General features: G+C 35.0%; 10 protein-coding genes, 2 tRNA genes, 2 pseudogenes and 1 other annotated feature. Of the genes and pseudogenes, 2 read left to right on the forward strand and 12 right to left on the reverse strand.

Features of this window, described 5'->3' with window-relative positions; genetic code table 11:
* Positions 1-43: 43 nt before the first annotated feature.
* The 12 genes and pseudogenes from X925_RS09845 to X925_RS09895 form a co-directional block, all read right to left on the reverse strand.
* Positions 44-4243, reverse strand: a pseudogene (locus X925_RS09845) (DNA-directed RNA polymerase subunit beta'); the annotation flags it as partial.
* A 318-nt stretch (positions 4244-4561) separates the two neighbouring features.
* A pseudogene (locus X925_RS10655) lies at positions 4562-4975 on the reverse strand (hypothetical protein); the annotation flags it as partial.
* 73 nt (positions 4976-5048) lie between these two features.
* Positions 5049-8612 carry a DNA-directed RNA polymerase subunit beta gene (locus tag X925_RS09850; protein ID WP_121959851.1) on the reverse strand — a complete coding sequence of 1188 codons (3564 nt, stop codon included), beginning with the start codon at positions 8610-8612 and terminating at the stop codon, positions 5049-5051.
* A gap of 149 nt (positions 8613-8761) precedes the next feature.
* The gene (gene rplL, locus X925_RS09855) at positions 8762-9148 is read right to left on the reverse strand and encodes a 50S ribosomal protein L7/L12 (RefSeq protein ID WP_012208205.1); all 387 of its coding nucleotides are present in this window, start codon (positions 9146-9148) and stop codon (positions 8762-8764) included.
* Between the two features lie 18 nt (positions 9149-9166).
* On the reverse strand, positions 9167-9703 hold the full coding sequence (rplJ, locus tag X925_RS09860) for a 50S ribosomal protein L10 (protein WP_012208206.1): 537 nt from the start codon (positions 9701-9703) through the stop codon (positions 9167-9169).
* Positions 9704-9714: 11 nt separating this feature from the next.
* Positions 9715-9853: a sequence feature (ribosomal protein L10 leader region), on the reverse strand.
* A 16-nt stretch (positions 9854-9869) separates the two neighbouring features.
* A complete protein-coding gene (gene rplA, locus X925_RS09865) occupies positions 9870-10580 on the reverse strand; it encodes a 50S ribosomal protein L1 (RefSeq protein WP_012208207.1) in 711 nt (236 codons plus the stop codon).
* Positions 10581-10597: 17 nt separating this feature from the next.
* The gene (rplK, locus tag X925_RS09870) at positions 10598-11023 is read right to left on the reverse strand and encodes a 50S ribosomal protein L11 (protein ID WP_012208208.1); all 426 of its coding nucleotides are present in this window, start codon (positions 11021-11023) and stop codon (positions 10598-10600) included.
* Between the two features lie 51 nt (positions 11024-11074).
* Positions 11075-12139, reverse strand: a complete 1065-nt coding sequence (locus tag X925_RS09875; protein ID WP_012208209.1) for a transcription termination/antitermination NusG family protein — start codon at positions 12137-12139, stop codon at positions 11075-11077.
* A 57-nt stretch (positions 12140-12196) separates the two neighbouring features.
* Positions 12197-12415: a preprotein translocase subunit SecE gene (gene secE, locus X925_RS09880; protein WP_012208210.1), complete on the reverse strand. Its 219-nt coding sequence runs from the start codon at positions 12413-12415 to the stop codon at positions 12197-12199.
* Between the two features lie 37 nt (positions 12416-12452).
* Positions 12453-12626 carry a 50S ribosomal protein L33 gene (gene rpmG, locus X925_RS10660; protein ID WP_369973690.1) on the reverse strand — a complete coding sequence of 58 codons (174 nt, stop codon included), beginning with the start codon at positions 12624-12626 and terminating at the stop codon, positions 12453-12455.
* A gap of 28 nt (positions 12627-12654) precedes the next feature.
* Positions 12655-12741, reverse strand: a tRNA-Tyr gene (locus X925_RS09890).
* Between the two features lie 19 nt (positions 12742-12760).
* A tRNA-Thr gene (locus tag X925_RS09895) sits at positions 12761-12836 on the reverse strand.
* Positions 12837-13127: 291 nt separating this feature from the next.
* Here X925_RS09895 and X925_RS09900 point away from each other — a divergent pair.
* Both X925_RS09900 and radA read left to right on the forward strand, forming a co-directional pair.
* Entirely contained in the window at positions 13128-15620 is a 2493-nt protein-coding gene (locus X925_RS09900; RefSeq protein ID WP_012208212.1) for an ATP-dependent Clp protease ATP-binding subunit, read from the forward strand.
* Positions 15617-16963, forward strand: coding sequence for a DNA repair protein RadA (gene radA / locus X925_RS09905; RefSeq protein ID WP_041534014.1), 1347 nt, complete (start codon positions 15617-15619; stop codon positions 16961-16963). The genes X925_RS09900 and radA overlap by 4 nt, the downstream gene beginning before the upstream one ends.

The raw sequence follows: 16963 nt of genomic DNA on the forward strand, positions 1-16963 counted from the left end.
TTAAAACAGTACCGGTTATTTTATTTTTACTATTTTTATTTTTTTACCCGACAGATTTTTCTTGTGCAGCTTCAGCTTCTTTTTCAGGTTGAACAACTTCGTAATTTTGATCCGCGTACAACTTCAAACCTGTTCCTGCTGGGATAGGTTGTCCTACTATCACGTTTTCTTTTAATCCTTTCAACCTATCTACTTTACCTTCTATAGCTGCCTCTGTTAGTATTTGTACAGTTTGCTGGAATGAAGCAGCTGAAAGCCATCCTTCCCTTTCTAAAGAAGCCTTTGTGATTCTTAACAACCTACGTTCATATTTTATCGTATCTTTTGGATTTATAAGATATTTTTTGGATGTGCCTACTAGATGAGTTTTACCCTCTTCAGTTGTAATCTCTTTATATTCTTCATATACTTCAATCTCTTTAATGTTTGTTTCGATAATTTGGTTTAAAATTTCTTCAGTTATCTCTGTTCCTTGTTCAAAGATCTTATCTTCTTCCTCTTCTTCATCCTCGGCAGGAATTATAACCCTCTTTGCCAATTTTTTACCAACTACTAATTCTCTGTTTTCTGTTATATAGGAGTTTTCTTCCAATATTTCCTCGTTGATTTTCTGCACCTTACCATAACTTACTAAATCTCCCGGCATGAAGTCGGTATCTCCACCGTCTATAATTTCCACTTTGTTGATCATCTGTCTAATTATTATTTCAAAGTGTTTATCATGTATGTCAACACCTTGTTCAGCATATATTTTCTTTATTTCACTTAGCAAATAATTTGCCAAAGGTCCTACTCCCAATTCTTTGAGTATATTTCTGGGTTTTATATTCCCGGTTGTTAACCTTTGACCCGCTAGTACTTTATCTCCTTCTTCTACAACTGCTTTCGTCCTATAATCAGCTTCATAACTTTCCAATTCTCCATCTGAATTTTCGATTATTATCTTTAATCTTCTTCCTCTCTTGTTTTCAGTATCTCTTTCAATGGCTCTTACTATGCCTTTTGTCTTCGAAAATTCACCTTCAGGTCCTTTTGTCTTTTTTCTTGCTTCAAACAATTCTTCAGCTCTTGGTAACCCTTGGGTTATATCCGAAGTAGTGGCTATACCACCAGTATGGAATGTTCTCATAGTTAACTGCGTACCTGGTTCACCTATGGATTGTGCAGCAATTATTCCTACAGCTTCTCCTCTATTGACTAATTTGTAATTCGAAAGATCCATTCCATAACACTTTGCACAAAGACCATTTTCAGACTCGCATGTAAGAGGCGATCTTATGAAAATAGATGGCCTAACAGTAACCGTTTTTATGCCATGTTTTTCGAGAACTTTAGAAACCTTTAAGTCTATTCTTTCTTGGTATTTAAGCAAAGTAACTGTTTTTCCATCAATTTCAACTTTAAGATCTTCTCCAGAGTAAACATAGTCTACTGCAGTATATTCTTTAACATCTAATTTTTGTATGCCGTGCAAGAATGCTTCTTCTATGGCTTCTTCTGTGATTTCTTCACCTTTTTTGATTAATACCTTACCTTCTACTTGCACATCTTCTAATGATTCTAAGTAGGAATCTTTTGGCATATCTTCAATTTTTATCGTTTTTTCCTTCGATACAGGAATTTCTTTTACATAATTTGCCAAGAATTGGGCGTCTTTCTCTTTTAAGATTATTCCTCTTTCATATTTTTTATCTGCTTGGGGATTAAAAATTACTTCCTTTGTTTCAGGATCCAAAACATCTTTAGCTAAAACTCTACCAAATAAGAAGTCTGAAAGATTTTCAATTTTTGAATCGTCAGCCCAAAGCTCTCTTGCTTCAATACCTTTATCTGTTCCACAATCTTCTTCTGTGATAGTTATGCTTTGAGCAACATCTACGAGTCTTCTAGTTAAGTAACCCGCTGTCGATGTTCTTAAAGCTGTATCAGCTGATCCCTTTCTTGAACCGTGTGTTGAGGTAAAAAATTCTAATTCTGATAACCCATTTTTAAAGTTTGAAGTGATAGGAACTTCAATTATTTTTCCAGATGGATCAGCCATCAATCCTCTCATACCTGCTAATTGTTTCAATTGATCTATGTTACCCCTTGCACCAGATTCGATCATCATCCAAATTGGATTGAAAGTGTATTTTCTATACGTTTTCGCTGTTTCTTCTGTAACTTTGGCAGTGGCGCTTTCCCAAATCTTAATTATTTCTTTGTATCTTTCATTATCCGTCAAATAACCTTCTTCATAAAGCGATTCGATTCTGAGAACTTCTCCTTTAGATTCTTCTATTAATTCCTCCCTTTTAGGAGAAACTAATACATCACGTATAGATATGGTTAATCCAGATAATGTTGCATAATGGAAACCAAAATCTTTAATACTATCTAAAAGATCCGCGGTTCTATCTATTCCATGTTTTTCAAAAGTGTTAAATATCAGCTCTTTTAGATTCTTTTTATCCATTTTTTGTGTATAGTCTCTTAAATCTTCTGGTACTTCTTCGTTAAAAATTATTTTTCCGATAGTCGTTTTAAGGATACTACCATCTTTATATCTAAACGCAACTGGTTCATGAAGGGGTAAATCGGATTTTTTCCATATCAATTTTCCATCTTGAAGATATATATCTGAATCCACTATTTTTAGGTATTCATAAGCATATGTAGCTTCCAAATCTTCGGAGAATATGTGTTTTACATACCCATTCTTTCCCAATTCAGAAACTTTGGTAGGCACCTTTAGATTTTTGAACTTCTCATCTTCATGCATGGTTAAATAATACGCACCAGCAATTATATCTTTTCCTGGCATCGACAATGGTTTGCCGTTCGCAGGCGAGATAATATTATATCTTGATAACATTAAAAATTTTGACTCTGCTTGGGCTATATTGGAAAGGGGAATATGTATAGCCATCTGATCACCGTCAAAATCAGCATTAAACGGTGGACAAACCAAAGGATGTAACCTTATGGCGTTTCCTTCTATTAGTTTTGGAATAAAAGCTTGAATAGATACCCTATGTAGGGTAGGTGCCCTGTTTAGGAGAACAGGATGCCCTTTTATAACCTCTTCCAAAACTTCCCAAGCCTCAGGCATTTCCTTTTCTATTATAGTTTTTTTGAATTTTCTGGCACTTTTACTTGCCACGTTTGAATCTCTTAACAGCTCTGCAAGAACGAAAGGTTTAAATAGTTCTAAAGCCATCTTTTTTGGTAATCCACATTCATGAATCTTAAGATCAGGTCCAACAGCGATTACAGCTCTACCGGAGTAATCAACCCTTTTACCTAAAAGGTTCCTTCTAAATCTACCTTTTTTACCTTTCAACAAATCTGTGAGTGATCTTAATGGCCTTCTATTTCTGTCAGTCATTGGTTTACCAACACGTCCATTGTAGAAAAGTGAATCCACAGCTTGTTGAAGTATTCTTTTTTCGTTTCTTACGATAATTTCCGGTGCTTCCATTTCTAATAACTTTCTTAAACGGTTGTTTCTATTTATTACTTTTCTATATAAGTCGTTTAAATCAGTAGCAGCAAACCTTCCTCCATCAATTTGTATTAAAGGTCTCAAATCGGGTGGTATAACGGGTATAATATTTGTAATTAGCCATTCAGGTTGATTGCCAGATTTGATAAAATCCTTAACTAGTTTCAGTCTTCTTAATATTTTTACACTCTTCTGACTTTTTCTATCCAATTTTTCTAATTCGGATTCTAATCGAGCTTTTAATACTTCAAGATCGATCTTCGTTAACAATTTTTGAATAGCTTCAGCACCGTAACCATACTCAAATTTTTCATATCTATTTATTTGAAATATCTTTTCAGTTCCATCTTCTTCCTTTGCAACTAAATCTTTTACACCAAATTCTTGAAGTTCATTTAACACTTCTTGAGTGATCTTTGTTCCCTTTTCAAATTTCTTTTCGGGAAATTCGATTTCCGATACTAATTCTTTGTCAATTACGTTTTCTCTTTCTTCCTTAATCTTTGAGTTTAGTACCTTCATTACTTCTTCATAGGCTCTTGCTTCATCTTCTAGTAAAATATCTCCTATTTTTTTATCTATTCTCTTTGCAAATCTCTTATCTATGTCTGTGATAACTACAATCGGTGTATCCCGCTCAATATCTCTTTCAACTTCTATGGAACCTGGATAGTATTCTAAGAATAAGGAGTACTCCTTCTGGGTTAGATAATCTTCTTCAAACAAAAATCTATCTGCTAAAGGTGTTCCTTTTTCAACCTCTTGTCCATTCTCTACCATTATTGATGAACCTTCAAAAACGGGATACTTTCTTTCAACGCCGGTATCATCTCTTATTATTATCCAATTCAATTCTCTTTCCGTATGTGTTAGTTCTGATTTTATTTCTACCTTTCCATCTATATCGGCTACGGGCATACCCTTAACTGAAACTATTTTTACAGCAGGTTCTACCCTTAAATCTAAATATTCATCGTATATTTCATACTCTCTTTGATACAATATTTCTCCAGGTAAATATCCCAAATTTTCATTTTCAGGACCAGGAAGCGTTAAATAAGCTCTTTCAATAACTCTTTTTGAACCGTAGTAAATGATATTTTCTAAATCTTTCACACCAATGTTTAGAATGATGGAAAGAATAGATGGAGAAGACTTTAAATACCAAATATGAGAAATAGGTGTTGCCAATTCTATATGACCTATCTTTCTTCTCCTAGCTTCTTTGGATTCAACCTTTACACCACATCTTTCACATACTGTTCCTTCATACTTTTTCCCTTTATACTTGCCACAAGCACATTCGTAATCTTTTACGGGACCAAATATCTTTTCGCAGAATAAACCATCTTTTTCAGGTTTACCTGTTCTGTGATTTAAAGTTTCTGGTTTTTTAACTTCACCATTTGATGCTTCCAATATACTTTGAGGAGAAGCTATACCTATTTTTATCTTAGCAATCTTTCTTTGAAAGGAAGAAACATTTGCCAATTGAAATCCCTCCTTGAGGGTACATTTTTATTTTACTCTCCGTCAACGTTGAAACTTAGATTCAAGTTATCAATTAGAGTCTGTCAACATCTAGCTCATTCCCATCTTCATCGTAAAGTTTTATATCCAACATTAGTCCTTGTAATTCTTTTGTTAAAACTTTAAAACTTTCAGGAATCCCCGGTTCGGGAAGATTTTCTCCTTTTAATATTGCTTTGTAAACTTCATTCCTACCTTTAATATCATCAGATTTATAAGTTAACATTTCGTTTAGGGTATGAGCAGCTCCATGCGCTTCTAGAGCCCATACCTCCATTTCCCCAAATCTCTGTCCACCAAAATGGGCTTTACCACCTAATGGTTGTTGGTGAATTAAAGAGTACGGACCCGTCGATCTTGCATGAATTTTATCTTTTGCTATATGGGACAATTTCAACATATACATGGATCCTACCGCCACTGGAAAATCGAATGGTTCACCTGTTCGACCATCTCTAAGAACAATTTTACCGTTGGGCTGATCAGGATCATCGCCTAAATATAACTCGTGTTCTTCTCTTACTTTAGATAATTCATCCATGATTTCAGATTCAGTCGCACCATCAAAAATAGGTGTGGCGTAGTAATCGTTAGTTAACATCGATAGCCACCCTAAATGAAGTTCCAAAACTTGTCCTATATTCATCCTTGACGGAACTCCTAGAGGTGAAAGCAACATTTGCAAAGGTGTTCCATCTGGTAGGAATGGCATATCTTCTTTGTTCAAAATGGTTGAAATAACACCTTTGTTTCCATGCCTACCCGCTAATTTATCTCCAACTTGTAGTGTCTTTTTTGTAGCTATGAAAACTTTAACGTATTTATTTACGCCGATTTCTAAAGAAGGAATATCTTTCCTGTCAAAGATCTGAACGTCTATAACCCTTCCCTCAATTCCATGAGGAACCGTTAGAGATGAATCTTTAATGTCTCTACCTTTATCACCAAACACGGATTTAATAAGCTTTTCTTCGGGAGTAGTATCTGATTCTCCTCTTGGGGTAACTTTTCCTACCAGGATATCCCCAGAAGATACGTAAGAACCAATTTTAACTATACCTTCTTCATCTAAATTCCTTAAAAGTTCTTTTTTGACATTTGGAATATCTGCAGTTATTTCTTCGGGACCCAATTGAGTATCCATAGCTTTCGTTTCAAAAACTTCTATGTGTATCGATGTAAAGGCATCGTTTTCTAATAATTCTTGACTAACTACTATTGCGTCTTCAAAGTTGTATCCTTCCCACGGAAGAAAACCAATGAAAATATTTCTCCCAAGAGCTAGCTCTCCCATATCCATGGAAGGGCCATCCGCTATGGCTTGCCCTTTTGTCACTACATCTCCAACGTTAACAATAGGAACTTGGTTTATACACATGTCTTGGTTCGATCTAACATATTTTAATAAAGTGTATTCATCTTTTAAGGGTTCGTCATTGGAATCTTTTAGAATGTTATTCTCTTCGTCCAATCTAGTGATTACAATTTTTCTTCCATCCACATAATCAACAATACCTTTATGTTTTGCCATTATCAAATAGCCTGAGTCTCTCGCTGCTAACCATTCTACTCCTGTACCAACAAAAGGAGCTTGAGGTCTAAGAAGCGGAACGGCCTGCCTTTGCATATTTGACCCCATTAAAGCTCTGTTTGCGTCATCGTGCTCTAAAAATGGAATAAGAGCAGCTGATACAGAGGCAATCTGTTTTGGGGTGACTGATATATATTCAATCTCATCTTTGTGGAATAAACTGACTTTTCCTAAATATCTAGCTTCGATGTACTCTTCTACTAAAGAACCATCTTCCCCAATTTCGGCGGAAGCAGGGGCAATTCTATAAAGTTCTTCCTCGTCAGCACTCAAATATACTATATTGTTTAAATCAACTTTTGCATGCTTTACCCTGTAATAAGGAGTTTTCAAAAATCCATATTCATCGACTTTAGCTAAAATTGCCATAGAAGTGATTAATCCAATATTCGCACCTTCAGGGGTCTCGATAGGACACATCCTTCCATAATGAGAATGGTGGACATCCCTTACTTCAAATTTAGCATGTTCTCTTTTCAAACCTCCAGGACCTATTGCTGATAGCCTTCTCTTATGAGTTAGCTCAGCTAAAGGATTCACCTGATCTAAGAATTGCGATAATTGACTAGATGCAAAGAATTGGTGAAAGGCAGTCATTATTGATCTGGAATTTATAAGGGATTGAGGACTTATTTTATTAATTGATTGAACACCTGCAAGTTTTTCAGGAGCATGCTGAATCATTTTAGAAAAAGCTCGTTCAAATTCGATTTGCATGAGTTCTCCAACCGATCTCACTCTTTTATTACCCAAATGATCTCTTGTGTCAAGTCCTTCAATATTTTCCTTAACATGCAGCAAGTATCTGGCGGACAAGATGATGTCTAACTTGTCAACAGCAAAAGTTTTAATAGGATATTTTATTTTGTCTTCCATATCTTCAGAAATATCCTTTTTTTCAACCTCTCGTAAATAATCAATATAAGCTTTTCTCAATTTTACCTGAATTTTCTGTCTTCCAATCTGCGAAAAATCGAATTTTTCAGGATTGAAGTACATATCTTCTATTTCTTCTTTGGCCTTCTGCGCCCTTGGAATTTCAGTAGGTTTTAATTTCGAAAAAATTTCTTTGTAAGCTTCTAGAGAAGTCAATCTTTCTTCTTTTTCATATCTTTTTTTCATCTTTTCTAACGTTATTTCTGCGACCAGATGAGCTACTGTTACACTCTTAATTTCATATTTTTTCAGCAGTTCCAAGACTTCGTATAATTTCATACCGTAAGTTGATTTTCTTGGGGGATCCATATCATCTAATTCCTGGAACGATAAGTCCGACAACACAGTACAATTGTTATAATTTGACAGTTCGACTTCATCATCTAAATCAATTTCCTTGGGGAATAATCGTAATATATCCAAATCATTCTCGTATCCCAATGCCCTTAAAAAAAGGAAAAAATTGAATTTTCTTTTTCTGTCTATTCTGACCTGAAGAACCTCTTTACCTGGATTAGGGTTGTAAAGTATCTCCAACCAAGCCCCTTTAATGGGTAAAAAGTGAGCTATAAACATTTCTTTAGAAGTATCTGTCTCTTCTTCTTTTATAAAATACACCCCAGGGGATCTGACGAGTTGGTTAACTATTACCCTTTCTGCTCCATTGACAATAAATATACCTCTTTCAGTCATATAAGGGATGTTACACAAGAATATATCGTCTTTTTCTATCATTTCACCTGTTGCTGAATCAGTTATCCTAACTTTTAAATAAGCTTTACCAGCATAAGTTAATCCCTTGTCCCGACATTCATTCTCACTAAAAGACGAGTCTTCAAACTTTACATCCACAAAATCAATCAAAAATTCTTTGTTTTTCTTCCCACTCGCTTTAACGGGTATCTTTATTGGCATATATCTTTTAATGCTTTCCATAATCTTTTTATCTAAAAAATCCCTAAAAGAATCTTTTTGAATTTTCACTAAATCCTCGTATATTTCAGTTTTCTCTGGAACTTTCCCAAAAAACTTTCTTTCTCTCCTACCTACTTCTCTTACGACCGTATTCAAAGGAACCACCTCGGTATTTAGTCAAAATAGAATTGATGAAAAATAAGTGAAAAATCGCATTAGACAAAATGTCCAATGCGAACTAAATTATAACTTTTTTTCATGAAGAAGAGGTTAAAAAAAGACTTCAACTTAATTTCGAATTCGACTTATTTTAATTCTACTTCGGCTCCCGCTTCTTCAAGTTTTTTCTTAATTTCTTCGGCTTCTTCCTTTGGAACACCTTCTTTTATAACTGCGTCTGGGGTTCCAGCTTTTTCAACGAGATCTTTAGCTTCTTTTAAACCTAAATTTGTAATTTCTCTTACAACCTTTATTACACCGATTTTTTTGTCTCCAAAACCTTTCAAAACCACTTTAAAATCTGTTTTTTCTTCTTCTTGTTGTGCCGGAGAAACACCTGCTACACCTGGTACAGCTGCCATTACGGGAGCTGCTGCAGAAACTCCAAATTCATCCTCGAGCGCTTTCACTAGTTCAGCCAATTCTCCTACGGTCATATTTTTAATTTCGTTGATAAGTTCCTCTTTTGTCATTTTCCTACACCTCCAAACTTATTTTTTTTCTTTAATTGCGTTTATTACGTACACCACTTTTCTTAAATTACCTGATAAAGCATTTACCAATCCTGAAATAGGACTATTAAGAGACCTTACAACAGTAGCGTAAAGTTCTTGTTTTGAAGGCAGTTTAGCATACTCTTCTGCTTTGGCTGCATCAAAAATCTTTCCTTCTAAAACCCCACCTTTTATAAAAGGTTTGTTATTATGAGATTCAGAAAATTTTTTTACAGCTTTTAAAACATCAACTGGATCTGACTCCTCAGCATATATAACTCCAGTACTACCTTCAAAAAATTTTTCAAAGTCTTCCAACTCTTTATTAGCTAATTTAACAGCTGTTTTTAACAAAGAAGTACGATAGACAGTGAAAACAACATCCTTTCCAAAATTCTTATATAGTTCTAACCTGAAGTCGTTAGACTCTAATACAGACATTCCAGAAAAATCAACGAACAAAATAACAGGCGAAGACTCCAAAGCATAAATAAAACTGTCTATTAAAGACTTTTTGCGTTCTTTAGTTAACAAAAAATAACACCTCCTTAAATAAAAAAGCCGCAATGGGTAGCGGCTAAAAGAAACAAAAATTATTCCTTTATCCGCGTACCTCGGTAGGCGAGATTTCGCCTCTTTAACCCATTAAAGACCTACTTTCATTGGCACGCAATCTGTTATTACTTTTAAATACTTTCTTTTAAGCAACTGATGATAAAGATAAGGAGCTTAAATCGATATTAATACCGGGTCCCATTGTAGAAGCTATAACAGCTTTTCTAATAAATTTTCCCTTTGAATTTTCTGGCTTCATCTTCGTTAACTGGTCAAAAGCGGAAATTAAGTTTTCTTTTAAATCATCTTTATCGAAAGAAACCTTACCTATAGGAATGTGTATGTTTCCTGTTCTGTCATTTCTAACTTCAACCTTACCGGCTTTAAATTCTTTAACCGCTTGCGCTACGTCGTCGGTTACCGTTCCTGCTTTTGGAGATGGCATAAGACCTCGTGGACCTAGCACTTTTCCAAGTCTTCCTATTTTCCTCATGATATCGGGAGTAGCAATTGCCACATCAAAATCGGTCCAGCCTTCGTTGTTTATTTTTTCAATTAAATCATCGGAGCCAACAAAATCAGCGCCTGCTTGCTTAGCCTGAGCAGCTTTTTCTCCCTCTGCAAAAACTAAAACTCTCACATTTTTACCTGTTCCTTTAGGCAGAGAAACCGTACCTCTAACGTTTTGATCTCCTTTTTTTGGATCTATTCCTAAAAGCACATGGAGTTCCACAGTACCATCAAATTTTGTGTAAGAAGTCTTTTTTACTAAATCTAACGCTTCATCGATATCATAATTTTTTTGTTTATCTACAAGTTTTAAAACTTCTTTATACTTTTTTCCATGTTTTGGCATAATCCTCTCCTCCCTTCTTAGTCTTCAATTTCTATACCCATACTTCTTGCGGTGCCGGCAATAATCTTCATTGCAGCATCCAAATCCTTAGCGTTAAGATCTTGCATCTTCGTTTCAGCAATCTCTCGGAGCTGCTTCCTTTTAATCTTGCCGACAACCTCCTTGCTTGGCTCCTTAGCGCCAGATTTAAGACCAGCGGCTTTTTTTACCAAAAAAGAAGCGGGAGGAGTTTTTACTATAAACGTGAAAGATCGGTCTTCAAAAACAGATATTTCTACTGGTAACAATGTACCTGCTTGATCTGCAGTAGCAGCGTTGAACTTCTTACAAAATTCCATCAAATTTACACCATATTGCCCCAGTGCTGGTCCTACAGGTGGAGCTGGTGTAGCTTTTCCGGCTTCCAATTGCAATTTTACAACCCTCAAAAGCTTTTTTGCCATAAATTCTTAACCTCCTTGTGGTAAAATGGGAAAATCCCTCCCACATTTTGTTTAATCGATGATCTTTTCAATTTCTCCTAAAGATAACGTTACTGTAGTTTCACGTCCAAACATAGTGACTACAACTTGTACTTCTTGTTTCTCCAAATCGAAATCTTTAATTTTACCTGTAAAATATTCAAAAGGACCATTTATAATCTTGACATGTTCTCCCAATTCGAAATCGGTTCTAACTTCTTTGACTTGCCTTTTTTGATAAGCTTCTTCACCCATCACTCTAAGAACAAATCTTACCTCGTTTTTATTCAATTTTACAGGTTTTCCGCCTATATTTAAGATAGTAGATACATAAGGCAAATTGCTAACTAATTCCTCAGTTTCTTTAATGTACATCATTTCGACAAAAACATAACCGGGAAATAAATTTTTCTTTTTTGTTTTTATAATCTTTATCTCTTTGTGAAAAGGGGTCTCTCTGATATCAATGCTTCCTGAAAACTTTGCCTTATACTCTTTAGGCTCACACAATTTATCGCCTATTTGAACCTTACTTCCAATTTTAAATTTCTCATGGATAAAGGTTTCTCTGGGCAATAAGTAGATACTATTTTCTTTCGACTCGTTTTCAACGACTACTCTTTTAACTTTTTCAACGGCTACAATTTCTCCGTCCACATCACTCTTATATTCGAGATTTTTACTGAACGGAGTCTCCGAACGAACTTTTTTCCCAGCTTTTAATCCCGCTAATAAACCTGCACTCTCAGGTATCAGAAAAGTCTTTGAATACTTTTTCCCTTCTGTCTCAACTAAAATCTTACGGAAATTTTTTATGTCTACTATCTTTCCTGAAGTTTTTGCGTATATTTCTGGCTCTCTTGCTAAAATATCTCCTTTTTTTACATCCTTACCCTTTTTAACAAAGATCTGAGCTTCTTTTTCAATGTAGATTTTTTGCACTCTTTTATTACTATAATTCAATTCATCAACTTCGGGTATTATTATTTTTCCAAAATACTTTTCATACCCTAAATTCTTTATTCTCTCTTCGAGAGTTTCTTTAACTTTATTTTCCATTCCTGAATAAACTTGTAGTACATACCATTCTTTTCGCATCTTATATTATTCTCACCACATCTCATTCAACAAATTTATGCGTCTCTAATCAAATGATTATTGAGTAGGTACTCCGCTTCCTCTTAAGAAAACCGGATAAACTAACCATGAAAACAGTTGTAAAAGTCCAAAATCAACAGCAAAAAGATAAACTGCAAAGATTGCTATAACAATCAACACAACCAAAGTAGAATTTAACAACTCTTTTCTGGTGGGCCAATTAATTTTCTTTGCCTCTTGCCAAACGGAAGTTAAAAAAATCCAAAATTTAGACATTTATAAACACTCCCCTATTGTTATGAAAAATACACAACTAAATTTTCGATTCCACATGAAGAGTATGTTTTCTACAATGAGGACAGTACTTTTTTAATTCGATTTTTTCTTTGTAATTTCTATTTTTCTTTTTATAATAGTTTCTATTATTACACTCTGTACATTTCAAAGAAAATTCTATAATTTGGGATTTAGCCGCCACTGTTATCACCTCTTTCTGTGATGAATTAAAATACAAATGGTGGTGAGGGAAGGATTCGAACCTTCGAAGGCAGTCTGCCAGCGGATTTACAGTCCGCCCCCTTTGGCCGCTCGGGCACCTCACCATGAAATTCAAAAAAACGTTGGAGCCGATGAAGGGACTTGAACCCCCAACCTGCTGATTACAAGTCAGCCGCTCTGCCAGTTGAGCTACATCGGCAACCAGTTATTTACCAACTGAAGTTGATTATATCAAACCAAAAAAACGTTGTCAATGGATTTTAAGTTAAAAATATATTAAATTGTACTTTAAGTTGGTTGACATCTGTTATCAAAAAATCCAATAACAAAGAATTTATCTTTACATATTTTGTTTTTAACAATATTCATGGTAAAATAATATTGAAGTGAAAGTATAAAAAATGGCTAATAATAATATTTCTATATAAAGCGACGCGAACTAATCGGTAGTTTCTGTTGCTTAGATGTACGGTAAAGGAGGAGAGTAGACATGTTTGATAATTTTACTGAAAGAGCTGCGAAAGTTTTTATTGAGGCTCAAAATGAAGCAAAACAGATGGGACATCCCTATGTGGGGACAGAACACATTTTATTAGGATTGTTGAAAGTTGGAGGAGGCCATTTAGATACCGTATTTGAAGAATTTAATTTGTACTATAATTCTATAAAGATGGAAATAACAAATGTTGTTGGTACGAATTCAACACAGGGAATAATAGGTTCTCCACAACCAACTCCTAGAGCAAAAAGAATATTAGAGTTGGCATATGATGAATCTGAGCTTATGGGTTTCAATAAGATAGATGCGGAACATCTTCTTTTAGGCATTTGTAGGGAAGCCGAAGGGATAGCCTCTCATATATTGAAACGTTCAGGAATAAATCTAACTTTGATGAGAAAAGAATTAACGGATATGATGATTAAGGGTAGATCAACCGGGAGGATGGAGATTGCTAAAACTGAAGAGTTAGAAGAAAGAAAGCGTCAAAAACAGAATGCGCTAAAACAGCTCGAAGAATACGGAACTGATTTAACTGCTCAAGCTGAGAACCGCAAACTGGATCCTATAATTGGAAGAGAAATAGAAATTAATCGCATAATGGAAATATTGGCGAGACGAAAAAAGAACAATCCTGTTTTGATTGGTGAGGCAGGTGTAGGTAAAAGTGCAGTGGTCGAGGGTCTGGCACAAAGAATTGTTGAAGGCCGAGTACCTGAAATATTAAAAAATAAAACTATTTTTTCCTTAGATATTACCTCAATAGTAGCGGGAACAAAATATCGTGGAGAATTTGAGAAACGAATGAAAAAATTGATGCAGATATTACAAAAGACTGAAGATATTATTCTTTTTATCGACGAATTGCATATGATTGTAGAGGCTGGTGCGGCTGAAGGTTCTTCCATGGACGCAGCCAATGTATTAAAACCGGCTTTAGCAAACGGAGAAATAACCGTAATAGGGTCCACCACAGCAAATGAGTACAGGAAATTCATCGAAAAAGATCCAGCCCTCGAAAGACGTTTCCAAAAGATATATGTAACTGAACCAACTATCGAAGAAACTATAAATATATTATCTGGAATCAAATTCAAATACGAGGAACATCACAAAGTCAAATATAACCATGGTGCAATTCAATCAGCTGTTCAACTCTCGGTAAGGTATATTACAGATAGACACCTACCAGATAAAGCGATAGATGTTATCGATGAAGCCGGAGCTAAAGCCCGTTTAAGTGCTCTAACGCTCCCTGATAAATTAAAAATTCAATATGAAAAGATTGCAGATATCGAAAGTAAAAGAAACGATCCCAATTCTAAAGAAAACGTTGAAGAAAAACTAAAAAAGATGAAAGAAAAGTATGAAGAAGAATATTCAAAATGGAGATCTGAAGCAGAAAATAAAATAATTCAAATAACCGAAGAGGATATAGCTGAAATAATATCTAATTGGACTGGTGTTCCGCTCAGACAGTTGCGTGCAGAAGAGATGGAAAAATTATTGAATTTAGAGGCTGTCTTACACGAACGAGTGGTAGGGCAGGATGAAGCAATAAAATCAGTTGCAAAAGCTATAAGAAGAGCGCGAAGTGGATTAAAAGACCCTAGAAGACCAACAGGTGTATTTATGTTTTTAGGCCCGACCGGTGTTGGGAAAACTGAACTAGCTAAGACTCTAGCAACTTATCTTTTTGGAAACGAAACGCATTTAGTAAGAATAGATATGAGTGAATACATGGAAAAATTCAGTGTCTCCAGACTTGTGGGTGCTCCCCCGGGGTATGTCGGCTACGATGAAGGTGGGCAATTAACAGAAATAGTAAGAAGAAGACCTTATTCCGTAATTTTGCTGGACGAAATAGAAAAAGCTCATACAGACGTATACAATATTTTGTTGCAAATAATGGATGAAGGAAGATTGACTGATTCTCAAGGGAGAACGGTTGACTTTAGAAACACAATAATTATTATGACCTCTAACCTCGGTTCTGAACAGATTAGCAAAACTAAAAGAAGCTTAGGTTTTGTAGAAGAAGGTACAATAGAAAGCGAATACAAAGATATCAAAGAACAGGTGATGTCTGCGGTAAAGGCGGCATTCAAACCTGAATTCATAAACAGATTAGATGATGTCATTGTATTTCACCCGCTCACTAAAAATCAACTTAAAAATATTATATCTATTCAACTTAGCGACCTAAAAAGCCGATTGGAAGAAAGGAATCTTACATTATCCGTGAAAGAAAGTGCCATTGATTTCTTACTGGAAAAGGGTTATGATTCTGTCTTTGGAGCTAGGCCATTGAAAAGAGCTATACAAAGATATATTGAAGATCCTTTGTCCGAAGAATTATTAAAAGGAAAATACGAAGAAGGAGATAAGATATTAGTTACTCACCAAAAATCTAAAGAAAGTCTTTCTTTTAGAAGAGTTCCTAAGGATAAGAAGCAAATGGAAAAGAAAGTGGTCAATAGTTGAGAAAATCTGAGAAACACTATGTCTGCAGTAATTGTGGCTATGAATCCGATAAATGGTTCGCAAAATGTCCTATGTGTAATGAATTAGAATCCGCGGTAGAATATAATACCGCGGATGTTACTATTGATACTGGAAATATTAAAGTTCCAGACATAGTCTTTCTTGATCAAGAACTTCCTCCGGCGAAAAAAATACCTACTAATTTTCAAGAAATTGATAATGTGTTAAACGGTGGGTTAGTGGAGGGTGCGGTCTATTTGTTGAGTGGCGATCCTGGTATTGGAAAAAGCACATTATTGGCTCAAATCGCAAAGTCTATTCAGACAGCTGAAGGATACATATTCTATGTTTCTGGTGAAGAATCTACAGAACAAGTAGTTCAAAGATTCAATCGACTAGAAATAAAAAATAAAAATATAGGATTGATATTTGAAAACAATGTGGATGTTATACTTAATGCTTTAGAAAAGTCTAATATGAAATCTTCTGTTATTTTCATAGATTCTGTTCAAACCTTAAAGATAGACAGTATTGATTCCTCACCTGGTAGTATTCTACAAGTAAGGGAAAGTACTAGAAAGATGGTAGAATACGCTAAAAAAAAGAATATCCCTGTAGTACTGGTAGGTCATGTAAACAAAGAAGGAGCTATTGCCGGTCCAAAAGTGTTGGAACACATGGTAGATTGTGTTCTTCAAATGGAATTGGAAGGTGGATCTGGACTAAGGCTTTTAAAAGTAACCAAAAACCGATACGGTCCTACAGATGAAGTTGTTTTATTTGAAATAACCCAAAAAGGCTTAAAACCAATAGATAATATAAATTCTTTTTTCTTATCTGATTATTCAAATGAATCGGGTAACACTTTAACTATAGTAAAAGTTGGTCAAAAATTGCTTCCAATAGAGATACAAGCTTTAGTCAGTAACCCGGTATACGGGTCCCCTAGAAGGGTTACTTCTGGTATACCGTTAGATAGACTTTTAATGATAATTGCAGTACTTTCCAAGAAGTTGAAGCTCCCATTGGAAAGTAAAGATATATTTGTCAGCAGTGCAGGAGGTCTAAGGATCAATGACAGTTCTATGGATGTTGCTATCGCTTTATCTTTAATCTCCTCTATATTCGATACCCCACTTTCTTCTTCAACGATAGCCTTTGGAGAAATAGGTTTAGATGGGAGAATAAGAGGTATTCCTCTTTTAGAAAAAAGATTGGAGCTTTCACAGAAAATTGGTTTTAATAATATAGTTATTCCAAAAAATCTTTCCCCTAGAAAAAACTCTATTATAGTTGCAGAAAGTGTAAAAGATTTGATAAAATTATTCAAAAAAGGGGGATAA

It is taken from the genome of Petrotoga sp. 9T1HF07.CasAA.8.2 (genome assembly GCF_002895585.1).
GTDB classification, from domain to species: Bacteria; Thermotogota; Thermotogae; order Petrotogales; family Petrotogaceae; genus Petrotoga; species Petrotoga mobilis.

Excerpts from the sequence above, each read along its gene's own strand:
- rplL (WP_012208205.1), bottom strand. The coding sequence starts at position 9,148 with ATGACAAAAGAGGAACTTATCAACGAAATTAAAAATATGACCGTAGGA.
- rplA (WP_012208207.1), bottom strand. The coding sequence starts at position 10,580 with ATGCCAAAACATGGAAAAAAGTATAAAGAAGTTTTAAAACTTGTAGAT.
- rplK (WP_012208208.1), bottom strand. The coding sequence starts at position 11,023 with ATGGCAAAAAAGCTTTTGAGGGTTGTAAAATTGCAATTGGAAGCCGGA.
- X925_RS09875 (WP_012208209.1), bottom strand. The coding sequence starts at position 12,139 with ATGCGAAAAGAATGGTATGTACTACAAGTTTATTCAGGAATGGAAAAT.
- secE (WP_012208210.1), bottom strand. The coding sequence starts at position 12,415 with ATGTCTAAATTTTGGATTTTTTTAACTTCCGTTTGGCAAGAGGCAAAG.
- X925_RS09900 (WP_012208212.1), top strand. The coding sequence starts at position 13,128 with ATGTTTGATAATTTTACTGAAAGAGCTGCGAAAGTTTTTATTGAGGCT.